17 protein-coding genes are annotated in these 16844 nt (G+C 30.5%); 7 read left to right on the top strand and 10 right to left on the bottom strand.

The window, feature by feature from the left end; translation table 11 throughout:
- Positions 1-11 precede the first annotated feature (11 nt).
- Entirely contained in the window at positions 12-146 is a 135-nt protein-coding gene (locus Q0049_RS16645; RefSeq protein WP_367178939.1) for a T9SS type A sorting domain-containing protein, read from the top strand.
- A gap of 114 nt (positions 147-260) precedes the next feature.
- Complete coding sequence (gene mscL / locus Q0049_RS03850; protein WP_298116753.1) at positions 261-638, top strand: large conductance mechanosensitive channel protein MscL; 378 nt, start codon at positions 261-263, stop codon at positions 636-638.
- A 58-nt stretch (positions 639-696) separates the two neighbouring features.
- On the opposite strand, the gene Q0049_RS03845 is transcribed toward mscL, so the two are convergent.
- The 7 genes from Q0049_RS03845 to Q0049_RS03820 all read right to left on the bottom strand — a co-directional run bounded on the left by Q0049_RS03845 (position 697) and on the right by Q0049_RS03820 (position 6094).
- Positions 697-2847: a peptidase domain-containing ABC transporter gene (locus Q0049_RS03845; RefSeq protein ID WP_298116750.1), complete on the bottom strand. Its 2151-nt coding sequence runs from the start codon at positions 2845-2847 to the stop codon at positions 697-699.
- A gap of 1 nt (position 2848) precedes the next feature.
- The gene (locus Q0049_RS03840; RefSeq protein ID WP_298116748.1) at positions 2849-3982 is read right to left on the bottom strand and encodes an HlyD family efflux transporter periplasmic adaptor subunit; all 1134 of its coding nucleotides are present in this window, start codon (positions 3980-3982) and stop codon (positions 2849-2851) included.
- A gap of 365 nt (positions 3983-4347) precedes the next feature.
- The gene (locus Q0049_RS03835; RefSeq protein WP_298116746.1) at positions 4348-4521 is read right to left on the bottom strand and encodes a hypothetical protein; all 174 of its coding nucleotides are present in this window, start codon (positions 4519-4521) and stop codon (positions 4348-4350) included.
- Positions 4518-5120, bottom strand: coding sequence for a CPBP family glutamic-type intramembrane protease (locus Q0049_RS16640; protein WP_367178938.1), 603 nt, complete (start codon positions 5118-5120; stop codon positions 4518-4520). Before Q0049_RS16640 ends, Q0049_RS03835 begins: the two co-directional genes overlap by 4 nt.
- Before the next feature lie 185 nt (positions 5121-5305).
- The gene (locus Q0049_RS03830) at positions 5306-5488 is read right to left on the bottom strand and encodes a hypothetical protein (protein WP_298116744.1); all 183 of its coding nucleotides are present in this window, start codon (positions 5486-5488) and stop codon (positions 5306-5308) included.
- A gap of 22 nt (positions 5489-5510) precedes the next feature.
- Entirely contained in the window at positions 5511-5711 is a 201-nt protein-coding gene (locus tag Q0049_RS03825) for a bacteriocin (protein WP_298116742.1), read from the bottom strand.
- A gap of 65 nt (positions 5712-5776) precedes the next feature.
- Positions 5777-6094 (bottom strand): HTH domain-containing protein, encoded by a 318-nt coding sequence (locus Q0049_RS03820; RefSeq protein ID WP_298116740.1) that lies wholly within the window; start codon positions 6092-6094, stop codon positions 5777-5779.
- 284 nt (positions 6095-6378) lie between these two features.
- On the opposite strand from Q0049_RS03820, the gene Q0049_RS03815 reads away from it, so the two are divergent.
- From Q0049_RS03815 to Q0049_RS03805, 3 genes are all read left to right on the top strand, one after another.
- Complete coding sequence (locus tag Q0049_RS03815) at positions 6379-7368, top strand: aspartate-semialdehyde dehydrogenase (RefSeq protein WP_298116738.1); 990 nt, start codon at positions 6379-6381, stop codon at positions 7366-7368.
- Positions 7369-7461: 93 nt separating this feature from the next.
- Entirely contained in the window at positions 7462-7812 is a 351-nt protein-coding gene (locus Q0049_RS03810) for a hypothetical protein (RefSeq protein WP_298116736.1), read from the top strand.
- Between the two features lie 90 nt (positions 7813-7902).
- The gene (locus Q0049_RS03805) at positions 7903-10122 is read left to right on the top strand and encodes a TonB-dependent receptor (protein WP_298116734.1); all 2220 of its coding nucleotides are present in this window, start codon (positions 7903-7905) and stop codon (positions 10120-10122) included.
- Positions 10123-10167: 45 nt separating this feature from the next.
- On the opposite strand, the gene Q0049_RS03800 is transcribed toward Q0049_RS03805, so the two are convergent.
- Positions 10168-10971, bottom strand: coding sequence for a TIGR00266 family protein (locus Q0049_RS03800; RefSeq protein WP_298116732.1), 804 nt, complete (start codon positions 10969-10971; stop codon positions 10168-10170).
- Between the two features lie 176 nt (positions 10972-11147).
- Here Q0049_RS03800 and Q0049_RS03795 point away from each other — a divergent pair, with 176 nt between their 5' ends.
- Positions 11148-11522, top strand: coding sequence for a DoxX protein (locus Q0049_RS03795; protein WP_298116729.1), 375 nt, complete (start codon positions 11148-11150; stop codon positions 11520-11522).
- Positions 11523-11524: 2 nt separating this feature from the next.
- Here Q0049_RS03795 and mtgA read toward each other — a convergent pair whose 3' ends face one another.
- Positions 11525-12247 (bottom strand): monofunctional biosynthetic peptidoglycan transglycosylase, encoded by a 723-nt coding sequence (gene mtgA / locus Q0049_RS03790; protein WP_298116727.1) that lies wholly within the window; start codon positions 12245-12247, stop codon positions 11525-11527.
- Entirely contained in the window at positions 12248-13360 is a 1113-nt protein-coding gene (locus tag Q0049_RS03785) for an FAD-binding oxidoreductase (protein WP_298116725.1), read from the bottom strand.
- 209 nt (positions 13361-13569) lie between these two features.
- Between Q0049_RS03785 and Q0049_RS03780 the strand changes: the two genes are divergently transcribed.
- Positions 13570-16779 (top strand): reprolysin-like metallopeptidase, encoded by a 3210-nt coding sequence (locus Q0049_RS03780; protein ID WP_298116723.1) that lies wholly within the window; start codon positions 13570-13572, stop codon positions 16777-16779.
- Positions 16780-16844 lie beyond the last annotated feature (65 nt).

Here is a 16844-nt window from a genome sequence, read left to right as displayed (position 1 = left end):
CAATTTATAATATGTTAGGGCAATTGATTCAAATAACTACAAACCCAACAAATTCCATAAATATTTCCGATTTAAAAACAGGAAATTACATCATTAAATTACATACCGAAAAAGGTGAAGTTTGTAAAAAATTCATAAAAGAGTAAGGTTTAAATATTTTTGAGTAGTAATAATTCTACAAAATGTTAAATATTATGTTAAAATTTTATTTATCTTTGATTTTCAAAACAAAAAAATAAATAACCTAAAAACTATTAATTATGGGAATGATTTCTGAATTTAAAGATTTTATTGCAAAAGGTAACGCTATGGATTTAGCTGTTGGAGTTATCATTGGTGGTGCTTTTGGAGCTATTGTAAGTTCATTAGTTTCTGATGTAATTACACCAGCATTATTAAATCCAGCACTTAAAGCAGCTAAAGTTGAGGACTTAGCTGGTTTAAAAACAGATGGTGGAATTTTATATGGAAAGTTTCTTGCTGCGATAATTAGTTTTCTAGTAATTGCTTTTGTTATTTTCATTATGGTAAAAGGAATTAATAGCATGAAGAAAAAAGAAGAAGAAGCTCCAGCTGCTCCAGCAGGACCAAGTCAAGAGGAATTGCTTACTCAAATTAGAGATTTATTGAAAAAATAATAAACCGCTACAGTATATATTCTAACTAAACCGCTTCAATTAAGAAGCGGTTTTTCTTTTATAACAAACTTTGCTTATTCCAAAGTTCAAAGTATTTTCCTTTGGTAGATAATAGTTCTGTATGACTTCCTTGTTCAACGATTGTTCCATTTTCCATAACTAAAATAGTGTCTGCATTAGCAATGGTACTTAATCTATGAGCAATTACAATAACCGTTTTTCCTTCTGCTTTAAAATTATCAATTACTTCTTTTACAATCCTCTCAGAGTTTGTGTCTAATGCAGAGGTAGCTTCATCCATTAATAATACTTCAGGATTTTTGTATAAAGTTCTTGCAATTGCAATTCTTTGTTTTTGTCCGCCTGAGAGCATTGCTCCATTTTCACCAATTTGAGTTTCAAAAGCATTGGGTAGTTTTTCAACAAATTCTGTGATTCCTAATCGTTTTGATAGCTCTAAAACACGTTGAATGTTTGGAAAAATTTCTCCCAAAGCTATGTTTTCAATAATATTTCCAGAAAACAAATTCAATTGTTGTGGAATAACACCAATAGAATTTCTTAAGCTTTGATAATGAATATATTTTAAATCATAATCTCCAATGTATATTTTTCCTTCATTTATTGAATATAAATTCTGTAGTAACGAAATAAGCGTTGTTTTACCGCTACCACTTTCACCAACTATTGCAGTAGTTTTATTTTTCTTAAAAATTGCATTAAAATTCTTAAAAACCTCAACTCTTGAACCATATCTAAAAGATACATTTTCGAATTTAATATCTCCAATTAATTCTTTATTTAAATCTACTTTATTTTGAGTTTCTTCTCGCTCTAAATCCATTATTTCAAATAATCTATCGGCTGCAATCAGAGCATTTTGTGCTGTTTTATTCATTCCAATTAATGAAGCAACAGGAGAAGTAAAGTATCCTATTAGCGCATAAAAAGAAAATAATTCTCCAGGTGTTATTTCTTTATCGATTACATAACCTGAACCAATCCACAACAAAATAACGGTAAAAATGGATGCCAAAAACTGTGTTGATGTTCCCGCAAAAATTCCATTTAAACCCGATTTGTAAATGGTAAAAAGTAATTTCACAAACTTATTTTCAGTTCTAATGTTTGAAAATTCTTCAATGCCAAACTCTTTAACTGTTCTAATATGAGAAATACTTTCAACTAATTGCGTTTGTAAATCGGCAGCGTTTTCCATAATGCTCCGTTCTACTTTCTTGTTAAATCTATTGAGTAAAAAATAGATGATAACATAAAATGGAATAACAAGCAAAATAACTAATGCTAATTTCCAATAATAAGTGAACATGAGAGCAAAAGAAAAAATGACAATAAAAACATTGACTATCATTTCAATGGCAACTTCATTAATAAACGAACGGATTTTAACGGCATCACTTATCCTTGATGTTATTTCTCCAATTTGCATGGTGTCGAAGAAACGCTGTGGCAAATGAAGTAAATGTTTGTAATATCCTAAAATCAATTTGGCATCAATCAACTGTCCTGTTTTCATTACAAAAATACTTTTCTTCGAACCGATGTAAGCTTGCAATAAAATAATTCCAATCATAGAAACACTTAATAAGTTAAGTAAGTTTCTATTGCCTTCAACCAAAACATAGTCCGTTATTTTCTGAACATAAATTGACATAGCAAGTCCAAGGACAGTAAATAGTATAGCTCCAAATAATGCTTGAATCAAAATGGTTTTATGTGGTTGAATTAATTGCCAAAACCTTTTTAAAGGAGAAGTTTTGTCGTTATAACTTTTAAAGTCATCATTTTTGGCAAATAGAATTAAAACACCAGTCCAAACTTTTTGAAATGCTTCATAAGTATAGGTTTCCATTTTTCCAACCCCAGGATCCATTACTGTGATTTTATCTTTAGTAACAGAATAAATCACTACGTAATGATGTAATTGCTCCTTTACTATAATATGAGCAATAGTAGGAAGTGGAATTTGTGGTAAAGCATCAATTCCTCCTTTGACACCTTTAGCGGTGAAACCCATTTTTTCGGCAGCTTCAATAATTCCAAGAACATTTGTTCCTCTTTTGTCAGTATTAGCATACTGTCGAATTCTTGCTATTGGAAGATTAATTTTAAAATGATTTCCGATAGAAGCAAGACAAGCTGCACCACAATCTTTAATATCATGTTGTTTTATTTTTATTGAAGCCATTTTAAATTATTTGTTTAGGATTTAACCAATCATCAACTTTGTCAAACAATAAATTAAATAAACTTCTACGTGTAATTATATATCTAGTTGTTAATGTCATTCCTTTTGAAACTTGGGTTTTATAACCACTTTTTAGTTGCAATGTTTTAGAATTTAAACTGCAACGCACTTTAAAGAAAGCTTGATTCTCTTGAATGGTTATGTTTTTATCAATATCAATTACTTTTCCATCGAGCAAACCCCATTGATTATAATTGAATGCGTCCACTTGAAATTTTACTTTTTGATTTTTCTTTATTAATCCTATATCATCAGGTGAAACAGAACTTTCAACAATTAGGTTGTCCTCAGGTGAAATAGTAGCAATAGGTTGTGAGGCATTGATAAAAGAACCAACTTGTAAACCATTAAAACTTTCTATAGTTCCTGTAACAGGTGCTAAAATAAAATAGTTATTTTCTTCTACTTCTATTTTAGCAACGGTTCCTTTTAGGTTTTTTACGCGCTCTTCTAAGTCACGTTTTTGAGTTTCCCATGCTGCTTTTTGTTGATTAACAAAACTGCTCAATGCTTGATTAGCAAAACGTAATTCGTATTGATGTTTTTCAAACTCTGCCTTTGCTATGACTCCTTTATCGAAAAGGATTTTGTTTCTATTGTAATTAATTTGGGCTTGACTAACTTTGCTTTGAAGCTCCATTTTTCTTGATTGAAATTTATAGAAATCTTCTCTTGAGGTTGATGTTTTAAGATTAGAAGTGTTTCCTTTAAGAATACTAGAAACATCAATAAGATACTCATTAATGTTGTTTGAGAGTGTGTCTGTGGTTTTCTTCTCGGTTTCTAAACCGTCTTTAGAAATAATTATAAGTGTATCACCTTTAGTTACTTGGCTATTGTTTTTTAAATTGATTGTTACAATTTTGCCACTAACAATACTTGATAATGGCACATTATCTGTCTTACTACGAATGATGCCTCGACTTTGACTGCTAATATCAATAGTAATAATTGGCAATAAAGCCAAAAAAATAATTAATGCTAAAACCACCACCAAGTAGATAGAAATACTCTTGGTTTTGTTTTTTGCAATAAGGTTTTCGGTTGTATTTATTGGGTCTGAACTGAAGTTCACTTGTAGATTTTAATGTGTAAAATAATAATAAGCTTTACCTAATTGATAGCCTATGAAATAAATTAAAAAAAGTGCAGATATAATTGAGTATATTATTAGGTAAACTCAGTTTGGAAGATGATAGTTTTTTTTCATATTTATGACAAAATTTTAGCCAGTTTCAATTTTTAACATTAAAATAAGTTAAATGTTGCAACTAAATAGCCTAATCCATAAGCCATCATGCAAATACATAAATAAAGGATTAAAATAGTATGAATTGTATAAACAACCTTTAGTGTTTTTCTGTCTGATGAACTGATATTAGGATTCTTTAATTTATTATCGAGATAATTTGAAATAATTTGAAATCATATATTTATGTTTTATTGATTTATATCGTCATTATTTGAATTTCCAATGGCATAATAAATGACATAGAGCCAACCACATATACCATGAAAAATAGCCCAAAACAAAGATTTATTCATTGACCAAGATATAGTGATTGCTAGAACTGAACCAAAAGAAACAGTGGTTTTAAAAAATTCAATCATCATAATTTAGTTGTAATGTAAATTAATACTGCGGGTATATTCATAAATATATGTAAAAGTATTGCCCAAAAAAAGCCAAGTTTAATTCTTATATATCCAAAAAATATTCCCATAATGAATTGTGGTAATACTAATATGGGTAACAACCAAATATAATTATCTGAAAGCACCCTTGTGTAATTGCTAAAATGTAGAAATGAAAAAGTTAGACAACTAAAATAAAATATGAAACTATAATATTTTTTTCCAAAAAACATTATTGAATCTTGTCTACTATTTAAAATAAATAAAGTAAATATTAATATTATAAAAGTGAAAAAATAAAACTTTAAATCAAAATTTAAATTTGTGATTTTTAAACCTATAATTATAATACACACTAGAGTTAAAATAATACTTCTTTTCTTTAAATCTAAATACAACCTACTAATCAATTCTTCTATCATTGGTCCTAATAATAAAATATAAGAGACATTTTCCCAAAGACTATACTTGAGTAATTTATTGTTTTGATAATTAAATATCTTAATTCCTTCTTTAAAGTCGATAATGTATATTAATATTTTGACAAGAAAAGAAGAAGAAAATACAAAAAAAAGCATAGTAAATGATAATATAAAAAATAATAAAATTTTATCACTTATTCTATTTTTATTTATTTGTAATAGTTTAGGGTTTAGGACAAATAAAAAAAACTCTTTTAAAACATTATTGAATTTCATACTTTAAAATAAAAAGTTTCATTACAGCATAAATCTGTAATGAAACTTTGATTGTAAAAAATCTATTATCCAAAGATCCAAGAACCAACAGTACTAACCATACTTCCTACATCTTTGATTGTTTGTCCTATTGCATGTCCTGCATGCCATCCAGCTGCATAGCCTAAATTAACAAGTGCGTTTGAACTAGGTGCTTGTGCAGTACCTCCGTTTATAGAAACCAATTCATTATTATTTAAATCTATCATTTTTGTGCGTTTTAAAAATTTATTATTTCATTCCATCTCTGATTCCATCACCCATTCCGGCCATAAAACCTAGTCCAATCTGGAGCATGTTTACTCCATGACCATAAGCATTTTGGGCTAAACCAATCCAATTTGGATATACAGGACCAGGAATTGTTCCTCCATTCGTGAGTTTCTCCTCATTGGCATTAAGCTCTACTAAATTTAAATTTTCTAAATTCATAGTTTAATTTTTAAAATTATACATTTCTTTTTTTATCAAAACGTTTTTCTCGAGATATTTTGATTTTACAAATTAATAAAACATCCGTCTAACAAAGTTGGACAGAAATTATATCCTCCAAAAATTTCTCTTTTTTCTTCATCTAAAATGATTGTTAAGGAAAATTTTAATTCTAAATCAAAAGGCTTTGTATAATAAAAACTATTTGTTTTTTTGCTGTACTTTATAGGAGCATCAAATTCTTTTAAAGTTTCAATTACATTGTATAACTGACTTCTGCTAATACTTAACTTATCAGCAAGTTCTATTGGAGTTCCTGTTTTTTCTTCAAGTATTAGTTTATGGATTTTTTTTATTCTATCGGTTTGTTTTAATATGTTCATTGAGTTCTGTATGGAAAGTAAATGTAAATGATGATAATAAATTTTGCAAAACAAACTAAATTAAGAAATTTTACATATTTAAAATGTACATGAAATACTGATTATTTACTTTATTTTCTCAACAGATTTGAAAATTATGTTGGTATAATGTTTAATTATAAAATAATGAAGATTTTGTGAGGATTCTCAACTATCTCTTTTTAATTCATAATTTTTAATTTTTAATTTAATTTCTACCTACTTTTGTACTTCCAAATTTTATTAAAATCTAAAAAAATATTTATATGAGAGTTGCTGTAGTTGGTGCAACCGGAATGGTTGGCGAAGTAATGCTTCAAGTTTTAGCAGAAAGAAATTTCCCTGTAACTGAGTTAATTCCTGTTGCTTCAGAGAAATCTGTTGGTAAAGAAATTGAGTGGAAAGGAGCAACCTACAAAGTTGTTGGTTTGCAAACTGCTGTAGAAATGCGTCCTGATATTGCTTTGTTTTCTGCTGGAGGAGAAACCTCTTTAGCTTGGGCACCAAAATTTGCCGAAGTTGGAACTACAGTAATCGACAACTCATCGGCTTGGAGAATGGATCCAACAAAAAAATTAATTGTTCCAGAAATCAACGCTTCAGTATTAACTAAAGAAGATAAAATTATTGCTAATCCAAACTGTTCAACTATCCAAATGGTTATGGTTTTAGCACCTTTGCATAAAAAATACAAAATCAAACGCGTTATTGTTTCTACGTATCAATCTATTACTGGAACTGGTGTAAAAGCCGTGCAACAATTAGAAAATGAATATGCAGGAATTCAAGGAGAAATGGCTTATAAGTATCCAATTCACAGAAATGCAATTCCTCAATGTGACAGTTTTGAAGAGAATGGTTACACGAAAGAAGAAATGAAATTAGTACGTGAAACGCAGAAAATTATTGGTGATAAAACAATCGCAGTTACAGCAACCGCTATTCGTGTACCAATTGTTGGTGGTCATAGCGAAGCCGTAAATATTGAATTCGCAAATGATTTTAATGTGAGTGAAATTAGAGATATTCTTCATCATACAGATGGCGTTGTAGTTCAAGATAATACAGATACTTATACTTATCCGATGCCATTGTTTGCTCAAGGAAAAGATGAGGTTTTTGTAGGTAGAATTCGTCGTGATGAAAGTCAGCCAAACTCATTAAATATGTGGATTGTAGCCGATAATTTAAGAAAAGGAGCTGCAACAAATACTATTCAAATTGCAGAATATTTAGTAGCAAATAAACTAGTTTAAGAGTTGTAAAATAACAATCGCTTGAATATAACGATTTTTAAAATTTGTTAAATTCAAGCGATTTTTTATTTCAATATACTTACTTTTGTTGTAATGAAAAGAAAATATTCCATTGGAAGTTTTTTATTTGGGTTGACAATATTCTTAGCACTATTGATTCAATCCGTTCACTCTTTTCATCACATAGAAGAAGCATTTTCTAAAGAACATTGTCATCACGATTATTCTAAAAGTAAGCATCAAATTACCCATAGTCATGAATTTGATAATTGTTTTACTTGCCAATTTGCTTTTAGTACTTCTATAAATTCAGAAATTTTTACATTTCATTTTAAGAAAATTCAGGTTTCTAAAACGTGTACTTTTTTCCACTCCAGAGAAATTACACAATTTTTCTGCGGAAGTCTTTTTGCTCTTCGGGCACCACCAACATTTATTGTTTAAACTGATTTTTTTTCAGTTTCGGTTGAATTTTTATCTGTCCAAATCAATGGAACGGATGTTTTTAATTTATAACAATAAATTCATTTTTACATGAAAAATTTTTTACTTGCCTTATTTTTAGGGCTTTCTATATTTGCATCAGCGCAAAACAAGATTATTGGTACTATTTCAAATAATCAAAGCCAAACATTAACAGGAGTTATTGTGTCAATTCCTGAAGTTCACAAAGAAACCGTTTCTGATGCTAATGGAAATTATATTTTAAACAATTTACCTAATGGAAATTTCAATATTATCTTTAAATATATAGGATATGAATCTCAAACTAAAAAGGTTTTTATAAAAGATAAGCAAACTATTTTGAACATAGTTTTAGAAGAAGAAATCCATCAAATTGACGAAGTAATTGTTTCTACAGCTTTCAATAAATTGCAATCTCAAAATGTGATGAAAGTAGAACATCAATCGGTAAAATCACTACAACAAAAAGGAGTTTCTACATTGATTGAAGGATTAGCAACAATTCCAGGAGTTTCTCAAGTTTCCACAGGAACATCTATCGGTAAACCAGTAATTCGTGGGTTAAGTGGTAATCGTGTTTTGGTGTATTCTCAAGGCGTTCGAATGGAAAATCAGCAATTTGGTGAAGAACATGGTTTGGGTTTAAATGATTCAGGCATTGAAAGTGTTGAAGTTATAAAAGGTCCAGCATCACTGCTTTATGGTTCTGATGCGCTTGGTGGTGTTTTATATTTCAATCCTGAAAAGTTTGCAAAATCTAGTACTTCCGAATTGAATTTTAATACCAAATATTTTACAAATACTCAAGGAACAAATTCTTCATTAGGATATAAATTATCGGGTGAAGATTTGAAATTTTCAGCGAGAGTAAGTAACAATAAACATGCTGATTATAAAGTTTCTGATGGAAATCGAGTAACCAATACAAGATATGAAGAGTTAGATTTTAAAACAGGCTTGGGATATTCTAATGCTGTTTTTTCTACTGTTTTTAGATACAATTATAATGAATTAGATTTAGGAGTTCCAGAAGAAGGAATCTCTGAACAATCAACGTCTAAGCATCCTGAGTTTCCAAAACAAGGTGTTGTAAATCATGTTTTGAGTTTGAATAATGTTGTGTTTTTAAAGAATTCTAAAATTGAAGCTGATCTAGGATATATTAACAATAATAGAAGTGAATTTGAAGACAGTTCTGTTGCAATTTTACAAATGAAATTAAAAACTTTCAATTATAATGTGAAATATCATTTACCTAAAATTGGAAAAATTGAATCTATTGTTGGTATTCAAGGTATGAACCAAACCAATGAAAATTTGGGTGAAGAATTTTTAATTCCAAATGCAACAACAGATGATTTTGGTGTTTTTGGTACAGTAAATTATGAATGGAATAAAAATGTAATTCAAGCAGGAATTCGATTTGATAACAGAAAAATTAATTCTGAAATGAATGGAGTAGAAGGCGAGGAAGGATACTTTGAAGCGTTAAATAAAAAATTCGAAAGCTTTAATTCATCAATAGGTTTTAAAACAAATTTGAAAGAAAATATCGTTTTACGATTCAATTTAGCATCTGGATTTAGAGCTCCAAATTTAGCAGAATTGACTTCCAACGGTGTTCATGAAGGAAGCAATCGTTATGAAATTGGAAATTCTAATTTAAAAAACGAACAAAATTTTCAAGCCGATTTGAATTTAGAATATAGAAATCCGCACTTTGAATTGTTCGTTAACGGATTTTATAATCATATTAATAATTATATTTTCATTTCACCAAATGGAAACATAATTGATGAAAATAATGTCTATGATTATCTTCAAGCAAATGCAAGTTTATTTGGCGGTGAAGCCGGAATTCATTTTCATCCACATCCATTAGATTGGTTACATATTACAAGTAGTTTTGAAAGTGTTACAGGTAAAAAATCATCCCAAAGTTTCGGGAGAGATAATTTGCCATTAATTCCAGCAAATCGATGGAATTCTTCTTTTAAAACCGAATTTAAATCGGTAAAATATTTAAAAGAAAGCTATGCAGTTTTAAATCTTGAATATACTTTTAATCAAAATAATCCAAGTGAATTTGAGACAAAATCAAATGATTATGCTTTGTTAAACTTTGGTTTTGGTGGAAAAGTTACTTTTGGGAAAACTGCTTTTGATATTAATTTGAATGCAAATAATTTATTAAACAAAAATTATATTTCACATTTATCAAGATTAAAAGCAGATGGAATTCCTAATATTGGTAGAAATATTGTTTTAGGAATTAACTTTAGTATATAAATTTAAAAACCTGACAGATTACTGTAATCTGTCAGGTTTATTTATTTAAAATCGATTATCGCCGTCTAATAATCTGCCAATTCCACCAAGTAAACTTCCTTCATCACGAGAGCTTCCTCCACTTTGAGGTGCTGAGGCAATAATTCTATCGGCAAGTCGGCTAAAAGGTAATGATTGAACAAAAACGGTTCCTGGTCCACGAAGTGTTGCGTAAAACATTCCTTCACCACCAAAAATCGTGTTCTTTATTCCTCCAATAAATTCAATATCATAGTCAACATCTTTTGTAAATCCTACAATACAACCGGTATCAACTTTTAAAACTTCTCCTGCTGCTAATTCTCTTTTTGCTAAAGTTCCACCTGAATGTACAAATGCCATTCCATCGCCTTCTACTTTTTGCATAATAAAACCTTCTCCGCCAAAAAGTCCTCGACCCAATTTTTTAGAAAATTCAATTCCAACAGCAACACCTTTTGCGGCACACAAGAAAGCATCTTTTTGACAAATAAATTTTCCTTGAAATTGTCGTAAATCAATTGGAATAATTTTTCCAGGATAAGGCGAAGCAAAGCAAACTTTACTTTTAGTATTGTTCTGATTTAAATAAGCGGTCATGAAAAGACTTTCTCCAGTTAGAACTCTTTTTCCAGCAGATAGTAATTTTCCAAAAACACCACCTTGATCTTGACCTGAGCCATCACCAAAAATGGTTTCCATCTTGATTCCATTGTCCATCATCATGAAACTTCCTGCTTCTGCAACGACAATTTCTTGCGGATCAAGTTCTATTTCAACATATTGCATTTCTTCTCCAAATATTTGGTAATCTATTTCATGAGCTTGCATAATTTAATTGTTTTAAGATTATTACTATTAGATAATTGTTTTGTAAAAAAGTTACAATGAATAGACTAGAAATAGTGTAAATATAGAATTGTTCAAAAAATTAAGGTTTAAAATATAAATAAAATAAAAAATTAATTATATTTTTACCATATTACTAATCAATAAAATAAATATTTATGAATTCAATGTTTACAAAAATTGTTAGAATACTATTAGGTCTATTGCTTGTTTTATTTGGTGCCAATAAGTTTTTTGGGTTTATACCATTGCCAGAACTTCCAGAGAAAGCAGCAAGTTTCATGACATCGCTAGGAGCAACAGGTTATGTTTTAAAAACGGTTGGTTTTTTAGAAATAATAATTGGAGCTTTACTTCTTTTAAAAAAATGGGTTGCTTTTGCATTGACTTTATTAGCTCCAATTTCAATAAATATTCTATTATTTCACTTATTTTTAGATGTAAACGGAATAGGTGGCGCTTTATTAATTGCAGTTCTCAATGGCATGATGATATACAAGCATTGGCCACAATATAAATCATTATTTCAATAAAATTAGTATTCTAATTTTCCTATGTGACGCATTACACGCGTGATTTTATCTTTACGTCTGTTGATGTACGAACTAGAGTTAGACGCTTTAAATTTTCTCGGACTTGGTAGTATGGCTGCAATTCCTGCTGCTTCTCTTGAAGATAAATTTGAAGCGTCTTTGCTGTACCAATGTTTTGAAGCAGCCTGAGCACCATAAACTCCATCACCCATTTCAATTGAATTAAGATAAACTTCCATAATACGCTCTTTGCCCCAGATTAATTCTATTAATACAGTAAAATAAGCTTCCAAACCCTTTCTAATGTAACTTCTTCCTTGCCAAAGAAATACATTTTTTGCTGTTTGTTGTGAAATGGTACTTCCACCTTTTAGTTTTTTTCCTTTATTGTTGTTTTTGAATGCTTTTTGCATCGCTTCAAAATCAAAGCCACTATGTTTTAAAAAATTACCATCCTCGCTTGCGATAACTGCTTTTTGTAAATTGGGTGAAATATTTTCTAATGATTCCCAATCATGACTAAAAACAGCTTCTTTTCCATCCATTTTATTTTCGATTACTCGAATTACCATCAAAGGTGTAAACGGAATTGGAACCCACTTAAAAACTACAACAGATAAAATTGATAATCCAAAAAACCACAACATGGATTTCCAAATGAATCGTTTCAATTTTTGAAAAAAAGTTCTATTTGTGTTTTTTGAAGTACTTTTTGTTGTTGCCATTTATACTAATTCTGCTAATTCCTGTCCTATTAAACTTCCTATTGCTACACCCATTCCACCTAATCTTACACCACAATATACATTTTCAGATAGTTGTGATACAATAGGATTTTTGTGTGAACCAATTCCCATAATTCCACTCCAGCGATGTGCGATTTGAAATTCTTGATTTGGTAAAATTACATTTTTTAATAAATCTTCCAATCTATTTTGAATTTTTTCTGTTTGTGATAAATCGGTAGTAGTTTCTCCGTCAAAATCTAAATTCCTTCCACCACCAAGCAGAATTCTGTCTTCAAAATTTCTAAAATAATAATATCCTTTATCTAAATGAAATGTGCCTCTGATGTCTAAATTAGGAATCGGTTCTGTAATTAAAACTTGAGCTCTTGCAGGTTTTACCGCATTATTTGTCAGTTGAGATGCAAATCCATTCGTGGCGAAAAGTAATTTTTTTGTTTCAAATGAATAATTGTTTACAATAATTTCCACAGAGTTATTTTTTTCAATGTGCGAAGTAACTTCTACTTGATTTAAAATTAAAATATCTTTTGAAATAGCTTCTTTCAAAAGGGCTTGCATCATGTTTCCGGTATCAATCTGACCTTCATAAGGATTGAAAATAGAATATTCATGTATATTTTGAAAATTGAATCGATCAAATTCTTTAGAAAAAACATCTGATTTAAAAAGTGGTTTTAGGAAATCATTTATAAACGGTAATTTTTGTAAACATTCATTATAGGTGTTTTCGTCTTCTTTTAAAAAGAGTTCATAACCTCCATGTGGTTTAAAATCTATGGTTTCATCACCAAGTCGTTTTCTTAAAAGTTGCAATCCATTCCATCGTTTTTGAATCAATTGAATGACTTCTTCTTCTGAATGCGATTTTAAGTCGTCAATAATTTCTGATAAACTTCCAAAACAAGCAAATCCTGCATTTTTTGTACTCGCGCCTTGAGGAAGTATTCCTTTTTCAAGAATCAAAATTTTACTTTTAGGAAATCGTTCCCGTAGATTTAATGCGCAATGTAAACCTACAATTCCACTACCTACAATTGTAAAATCAACATTTGAAAACCAATTTTTTATTTCCCAATAGCTTAAGTGCATCAAAATATATTTTTTGTTAAAAATAATTATTTTTTAAGAAATTTTATTTGAATTTGGAAAATTTTATAAATTGTAAGAATAGTTGTGAATTTTATAAATTTACAACGTGCATTTCATCGATTTGTTAATAACTTTTATAAAAACATGAAAATTAGACAAAATTCTTGATAATTTTGATATCCTATTTTTTAACTAAAAAACTAAATATTATGAAGTTAAAGTTACTTCCAGTGGCATTATTTGCGATGACGAGTTTCGCTTTTGCCCAACAAAAAGTTCCGTATTGGAAAGCTTCTTCAAAAAGTGATTATGTTGCTCTAGAAAGCAGAATGCAACTACCACAAAAGAATCTTTTTGATTTAAATGCTCAGGCATTATTGGAAAATCTTTCAGATGCGCCTCGAAGAAGTGCAAACGTAAGGTCATCGTCTGTTGTTTTATCATTACCAAATAGTGATGGACAAATGGAACGTTTTAGTGTGTATGAAAATTCAAATATGGATCCAGCTTTAGCAGCTAGATTTCCAGAAATTAAATCGTACATCGGGATTGGAATTGATAATCCAACTTCAACTGCTTATTTTAGTACATCGCCATTAGGATTCAAATCTATGGTTTTAAGTGCAGATAAATCAACAGAGTTTATTGAACCAATTTCTCAAGATTTAACTACTTACACTGTTTATAAAAAATCAGAAAAGAAAGCGGCCTTCACTCCATTTGAATGTAGTGTAATTGATGAGGTTAAAAATGAAATTGATCCATCTGCTTTACGTCCTAATGCAGATGATTCTACTTTGAGAACATTCCGTTTAGCTTTGTCAGTAACTGGTGAGTATACGGCTTATTTTGGTGGAACTAAAGCTCTTGCTCTTGCCGCAATGAATAATTCAATGACTCGTGTTAATGGAGTTTTTGAGAAAGATTTTGCAATCAGAATGGTTTTAGTAGCGACTAATGATAATGTAATTTATACTGATGCCGCTACAGATCCATATTCTCCAGCAGCAAGTTTATCTAACTGGAATTCTCAGTTACAATCGACTTTAACTTCTGTTATTGGTGAGGCTAATTATGATGTTGGTCACTTATTTGGTGCTTCTGGCGGTGGAGGAAATGCTGGTTGTATTGGTTGTGTTTGTGTTAATGGTTCAAAAGGAAGTGCTTACACTTCTCCAAACAATGGAATTCCATCTGGTGATACCTTTGATATTGACTATGTAGCACATGAATTTGGTCATCAATTTGGAGCAAATCATACTTTTTCAATGAATAATGAAGGAACAGGTGCTAATATGGAACCAGGTTCTGGATCAACAATTATGGGTTATGCAGGTATCACGAGTCAAGATGTTCAGCCAAACTCTGATGCTTATTTTCATGCAATTAGCATTCAACAAGTAACTAATAATGTAAAAGCTAAAACATGTCAAACGAATACTGCTACTGGAAATTCAGTTCCTACTGCTTTAGCTGGTTTGGATTATACAATTCCAAAAAGTACTCCATTTATGCTTACAGGTTCAGGAACAGATGCTAATGGAGATGTGCTAACTTACAACTGGGAACAATTTGATAATGCTGCTTCTACTGCAACTGGAGCAAGCTCTGCAGCAAGCGCAACTAGAACTACAGGTCCAACTTTTAGATCTTACAATTCTTCAACTTCACCAGTGAGATATTTTCCTAACTTAACAAGAGTTTTAGCGGGTGCAACAACAACGGCAGGAACTGAAATTACAGTTGAAGCTTTACCATCAGTTGCACGAACAATGAATTTTAGATTAACAGTTCGTGATAATAGAGCTGGTGGTTCTGCAAATAATTCTGATGACATGATTGTTACAGTTAATGGTACAGCAGGACCATTTTCTGTAAGTTCACCAAATACAGCAGTTTCATATGTAGGAGGAAGCTCTCAAACAGTTACTTGGGCTGTAGCAGGAACAACTGCAAACGGAGTAAATTGCGCTAATGTTGATATTTTAATTTCGACAAATGGAGGATCAACTTGGTCAACATTATTAGCTGCAACTCCAAATGATGGAACACAAGCGGTAACTATTCCAAATACACCTGGAACAACTAATAGAATTATGGTGAAAGGAACAAATCATATTTTCTTTGATGTTTCAAATACTAACTTTACGATAACTTCAGGTGTAGTAGACACAGTTGCTCCAACAGCTCCAACATTGACTGCTTCTGGAACAACTCAAACAAGCACAAACTTATCTTGGTCTGGTGCTACTGATAATGTTGCTGTAACTGGTTATGATGTTTATAGAGGAACAACTTTATTAGGTTCAACTGCTTCTACAACTTTTGCAGTTACTGGTTTAACAGCTTCAACTACTTACTCATTTACAGTTAGAGCAAAAGATGCAGCAGGAAATGTCTCAGTTGCTAGCAATTCAGTTTCTGTGACTACTTTAGCTCCAGTTGCTGATACAACAGCTCCAACAGCACCAACATTATCAGCTTCTGGAACAACGCAAACTACTACAAATTTATCATGGACTGGCGCTACAGATAACGTTGCTGTAACTGGTTATGACGTATTGAGAAATGGAGTTGTAATAGGTTCTACTACAACAGCTACTACATTTGCAGTTACAGGTTTAACAGCTTCTACAACATATACTTTTAATGTAAGAGCAAAAGATGCTGCAGGAAATATTTCTGCAAATAGTAATACTGTTTCTGTAACTACAACTGCGGTTGCTACAGTTACTTATTGTACTTCATCTGCAACAAATACAGCTGACGAAAGAATTGGTAGAGTTCAGTTAGGAACAATAAATAATCCTTCAACTGGAACAGCTGGATATGAAAACTTTACGGCTTTATCTACAAATTTAGTCAGAGGAACTGCAAACACTATTACAATTACTCCAACTTGGACAGCAACAGTTTATGCTGAAGGTTATGCAGTTTACATTGATTATAATCAAAATGGTGTGTTTACCGATGCTGGTGAAACAGTTTACACAAGAGCTGCAACCACTGTAACTCCAGTTTCAGGATCATTTACTGTTCCTGCTACTGCAACACTTGGTTCAACTAGAATGAGAGTTAAGATGACCTATAACGCAACTCCAACATCTTCTTGCGGTTCATTTACTTATGGTCAAGTAGAAGATTATACGGTAAATATTACTTCAACAGCTAGAGAAGATGTTTCTAATAACCAAATTTCTTTTAGCTTATATCCAAATCCAGTAAAAGGAGATGTTTTAAACATTTCTAATCTTGAGGCAGATTCTAATTATAGAATTTTCAACATGATGGGACAAGAATTAGGAAGAGGAAAAATTGAAAATGAAAGTATTAATGTTGCTAATTTATCAGTTGGAGCTTATTTAATCGAAGTTTCAAATGAAAATGGTTCAACGTCAAAACGTTTTATTAAACAATAATTTTTAGTAAGTTAATTTTAAAAGCCGTTGCGTTTATCGTGACGGCTTTTTTTATTACTTTTAAC

The organism is Flavobacterium sp. (assembly GCF_027484205.1).
In the GTDB taxonomy this organism is placed as follows: Bacteria; Bacteroidota; Bacteroidia; order Flavobacteriales; family Flavobacteriaceae; genus Flavobacterium.
The sequence above is the reverse complement of the archived record's forward strand: the minus strand, read 5'-3'. Positions and strand labels throughout refer to the sequence as shown.

Bases quoted from the DNA above. Each gene is read 5' to 3' on its own strand.
- Q0049_RS03810 (WP_298116736.1), top strand. From the start codon at position 7,462: ATGAAAAGAAAATATTCCATTGGAAGTTTTTTATTTGGGTTGACAATA.
- Q0049_RS03820 (WP_298116740.1), bottom strand. From the start codon at position 6,094: ATGAACATATTAAAACAAACCGATAGAATAAAAAAAATCCATAAACTA.
- Q0049_RS03815 (WP_298116738.1), top strand. From the start codon at position 6,379: ATGAGAGTTGCTGTAGTTGGTGCAACCGGAATGGTTGGCGAAGTAATG.
- mscL (WP_298116753.1), top strand. From the start codon at position 261: ATGGGAATGATTTCTGAATTTAAAGATTTTATTGCAAAAGGTAACGCT.
- Q0049_RS16640 (WP_367178938.1), bottom strand. From the start codon at position 5,120: ATGCTTTTTTTTGTATTTTCTTCTTCTTTTCTTGTCAAAATATTAATA.
- Q0049_RS03825 (WP_298116742.1), bottom strand. From the start codon at position 5,711: ATGAATTTAGAAAATTTAAATTTAGTAGAGCTTAATGCCAATGAGGAG.
- Q0049_RS03835 (WP_298116746.1), bottom strand. From the start codon at position 4,521: ATGATGATTGAATTTTTTAAAACCACTGTTTCTTTTGGTTCAGTTCTA.
- Q0049_RS03845 (WP_298116750.1), bottom strand. From the start codon at position 2,847: ATGGCTTCAATAAAAATAAAACAACATGATATTAAAGATTGTGGTGCA.
- Q0049_RS03780 (WP_298116723.1), top strand. From the start codon at position 13,570: ATGAAGTTAAAGTTACTTCCAGTGGCATTATTTGCGATGACGAGTTTC.
- Q0049_RS16645 (WP_367178939.1), top strand. From the start codon at position 12: ATGTTAGGGCAATTGATTCAAATAACTACAAACCCAACAAATTCCATA.
- Q0049_RS03800 (WP_298116732.1), bottom strand. From the start codon at position 10,971: ATGCAAGCTCATGAAATAGATTACCAAATATTTGGAGAAGAAATGCAA.
- mtgA (WP_298116727.1), bottom strand. From the start codon at position 12,247: ATGGCAACAACAAAAAGTACTTCAAAAAACACAAATAGAACTTTTTTT.
- Q0049_RS03805 (WP_298116734.1), top strand. From the start codon at position 7,903: ATGAAAAATTTTTTACTTGCCTTATTTTTAGGGCTTTCTATATTTGCA.
- Q0049_RS03830 (WP_298116744.1), bottom strand. From the start codon at position 5,488: ATGATAGATTTAAATAATAATGAATTGGTTTCTATAAACGGAGGTACT.
- Q0049_RS03785 (WP_298116725.1), bottom strand. From the start codon at position 13,360: ATGCACTTAAGCTATTGGGAAATAAAAAATTGGTTTTCAAATGTTGAT.
- Q0049_RS03795 (WP_298116729.1), top strand. From the start codon at position 11,148: ATGAATTCAATGTTTACAAAAATTGTTAGAATACTATTAGGTCTATTG.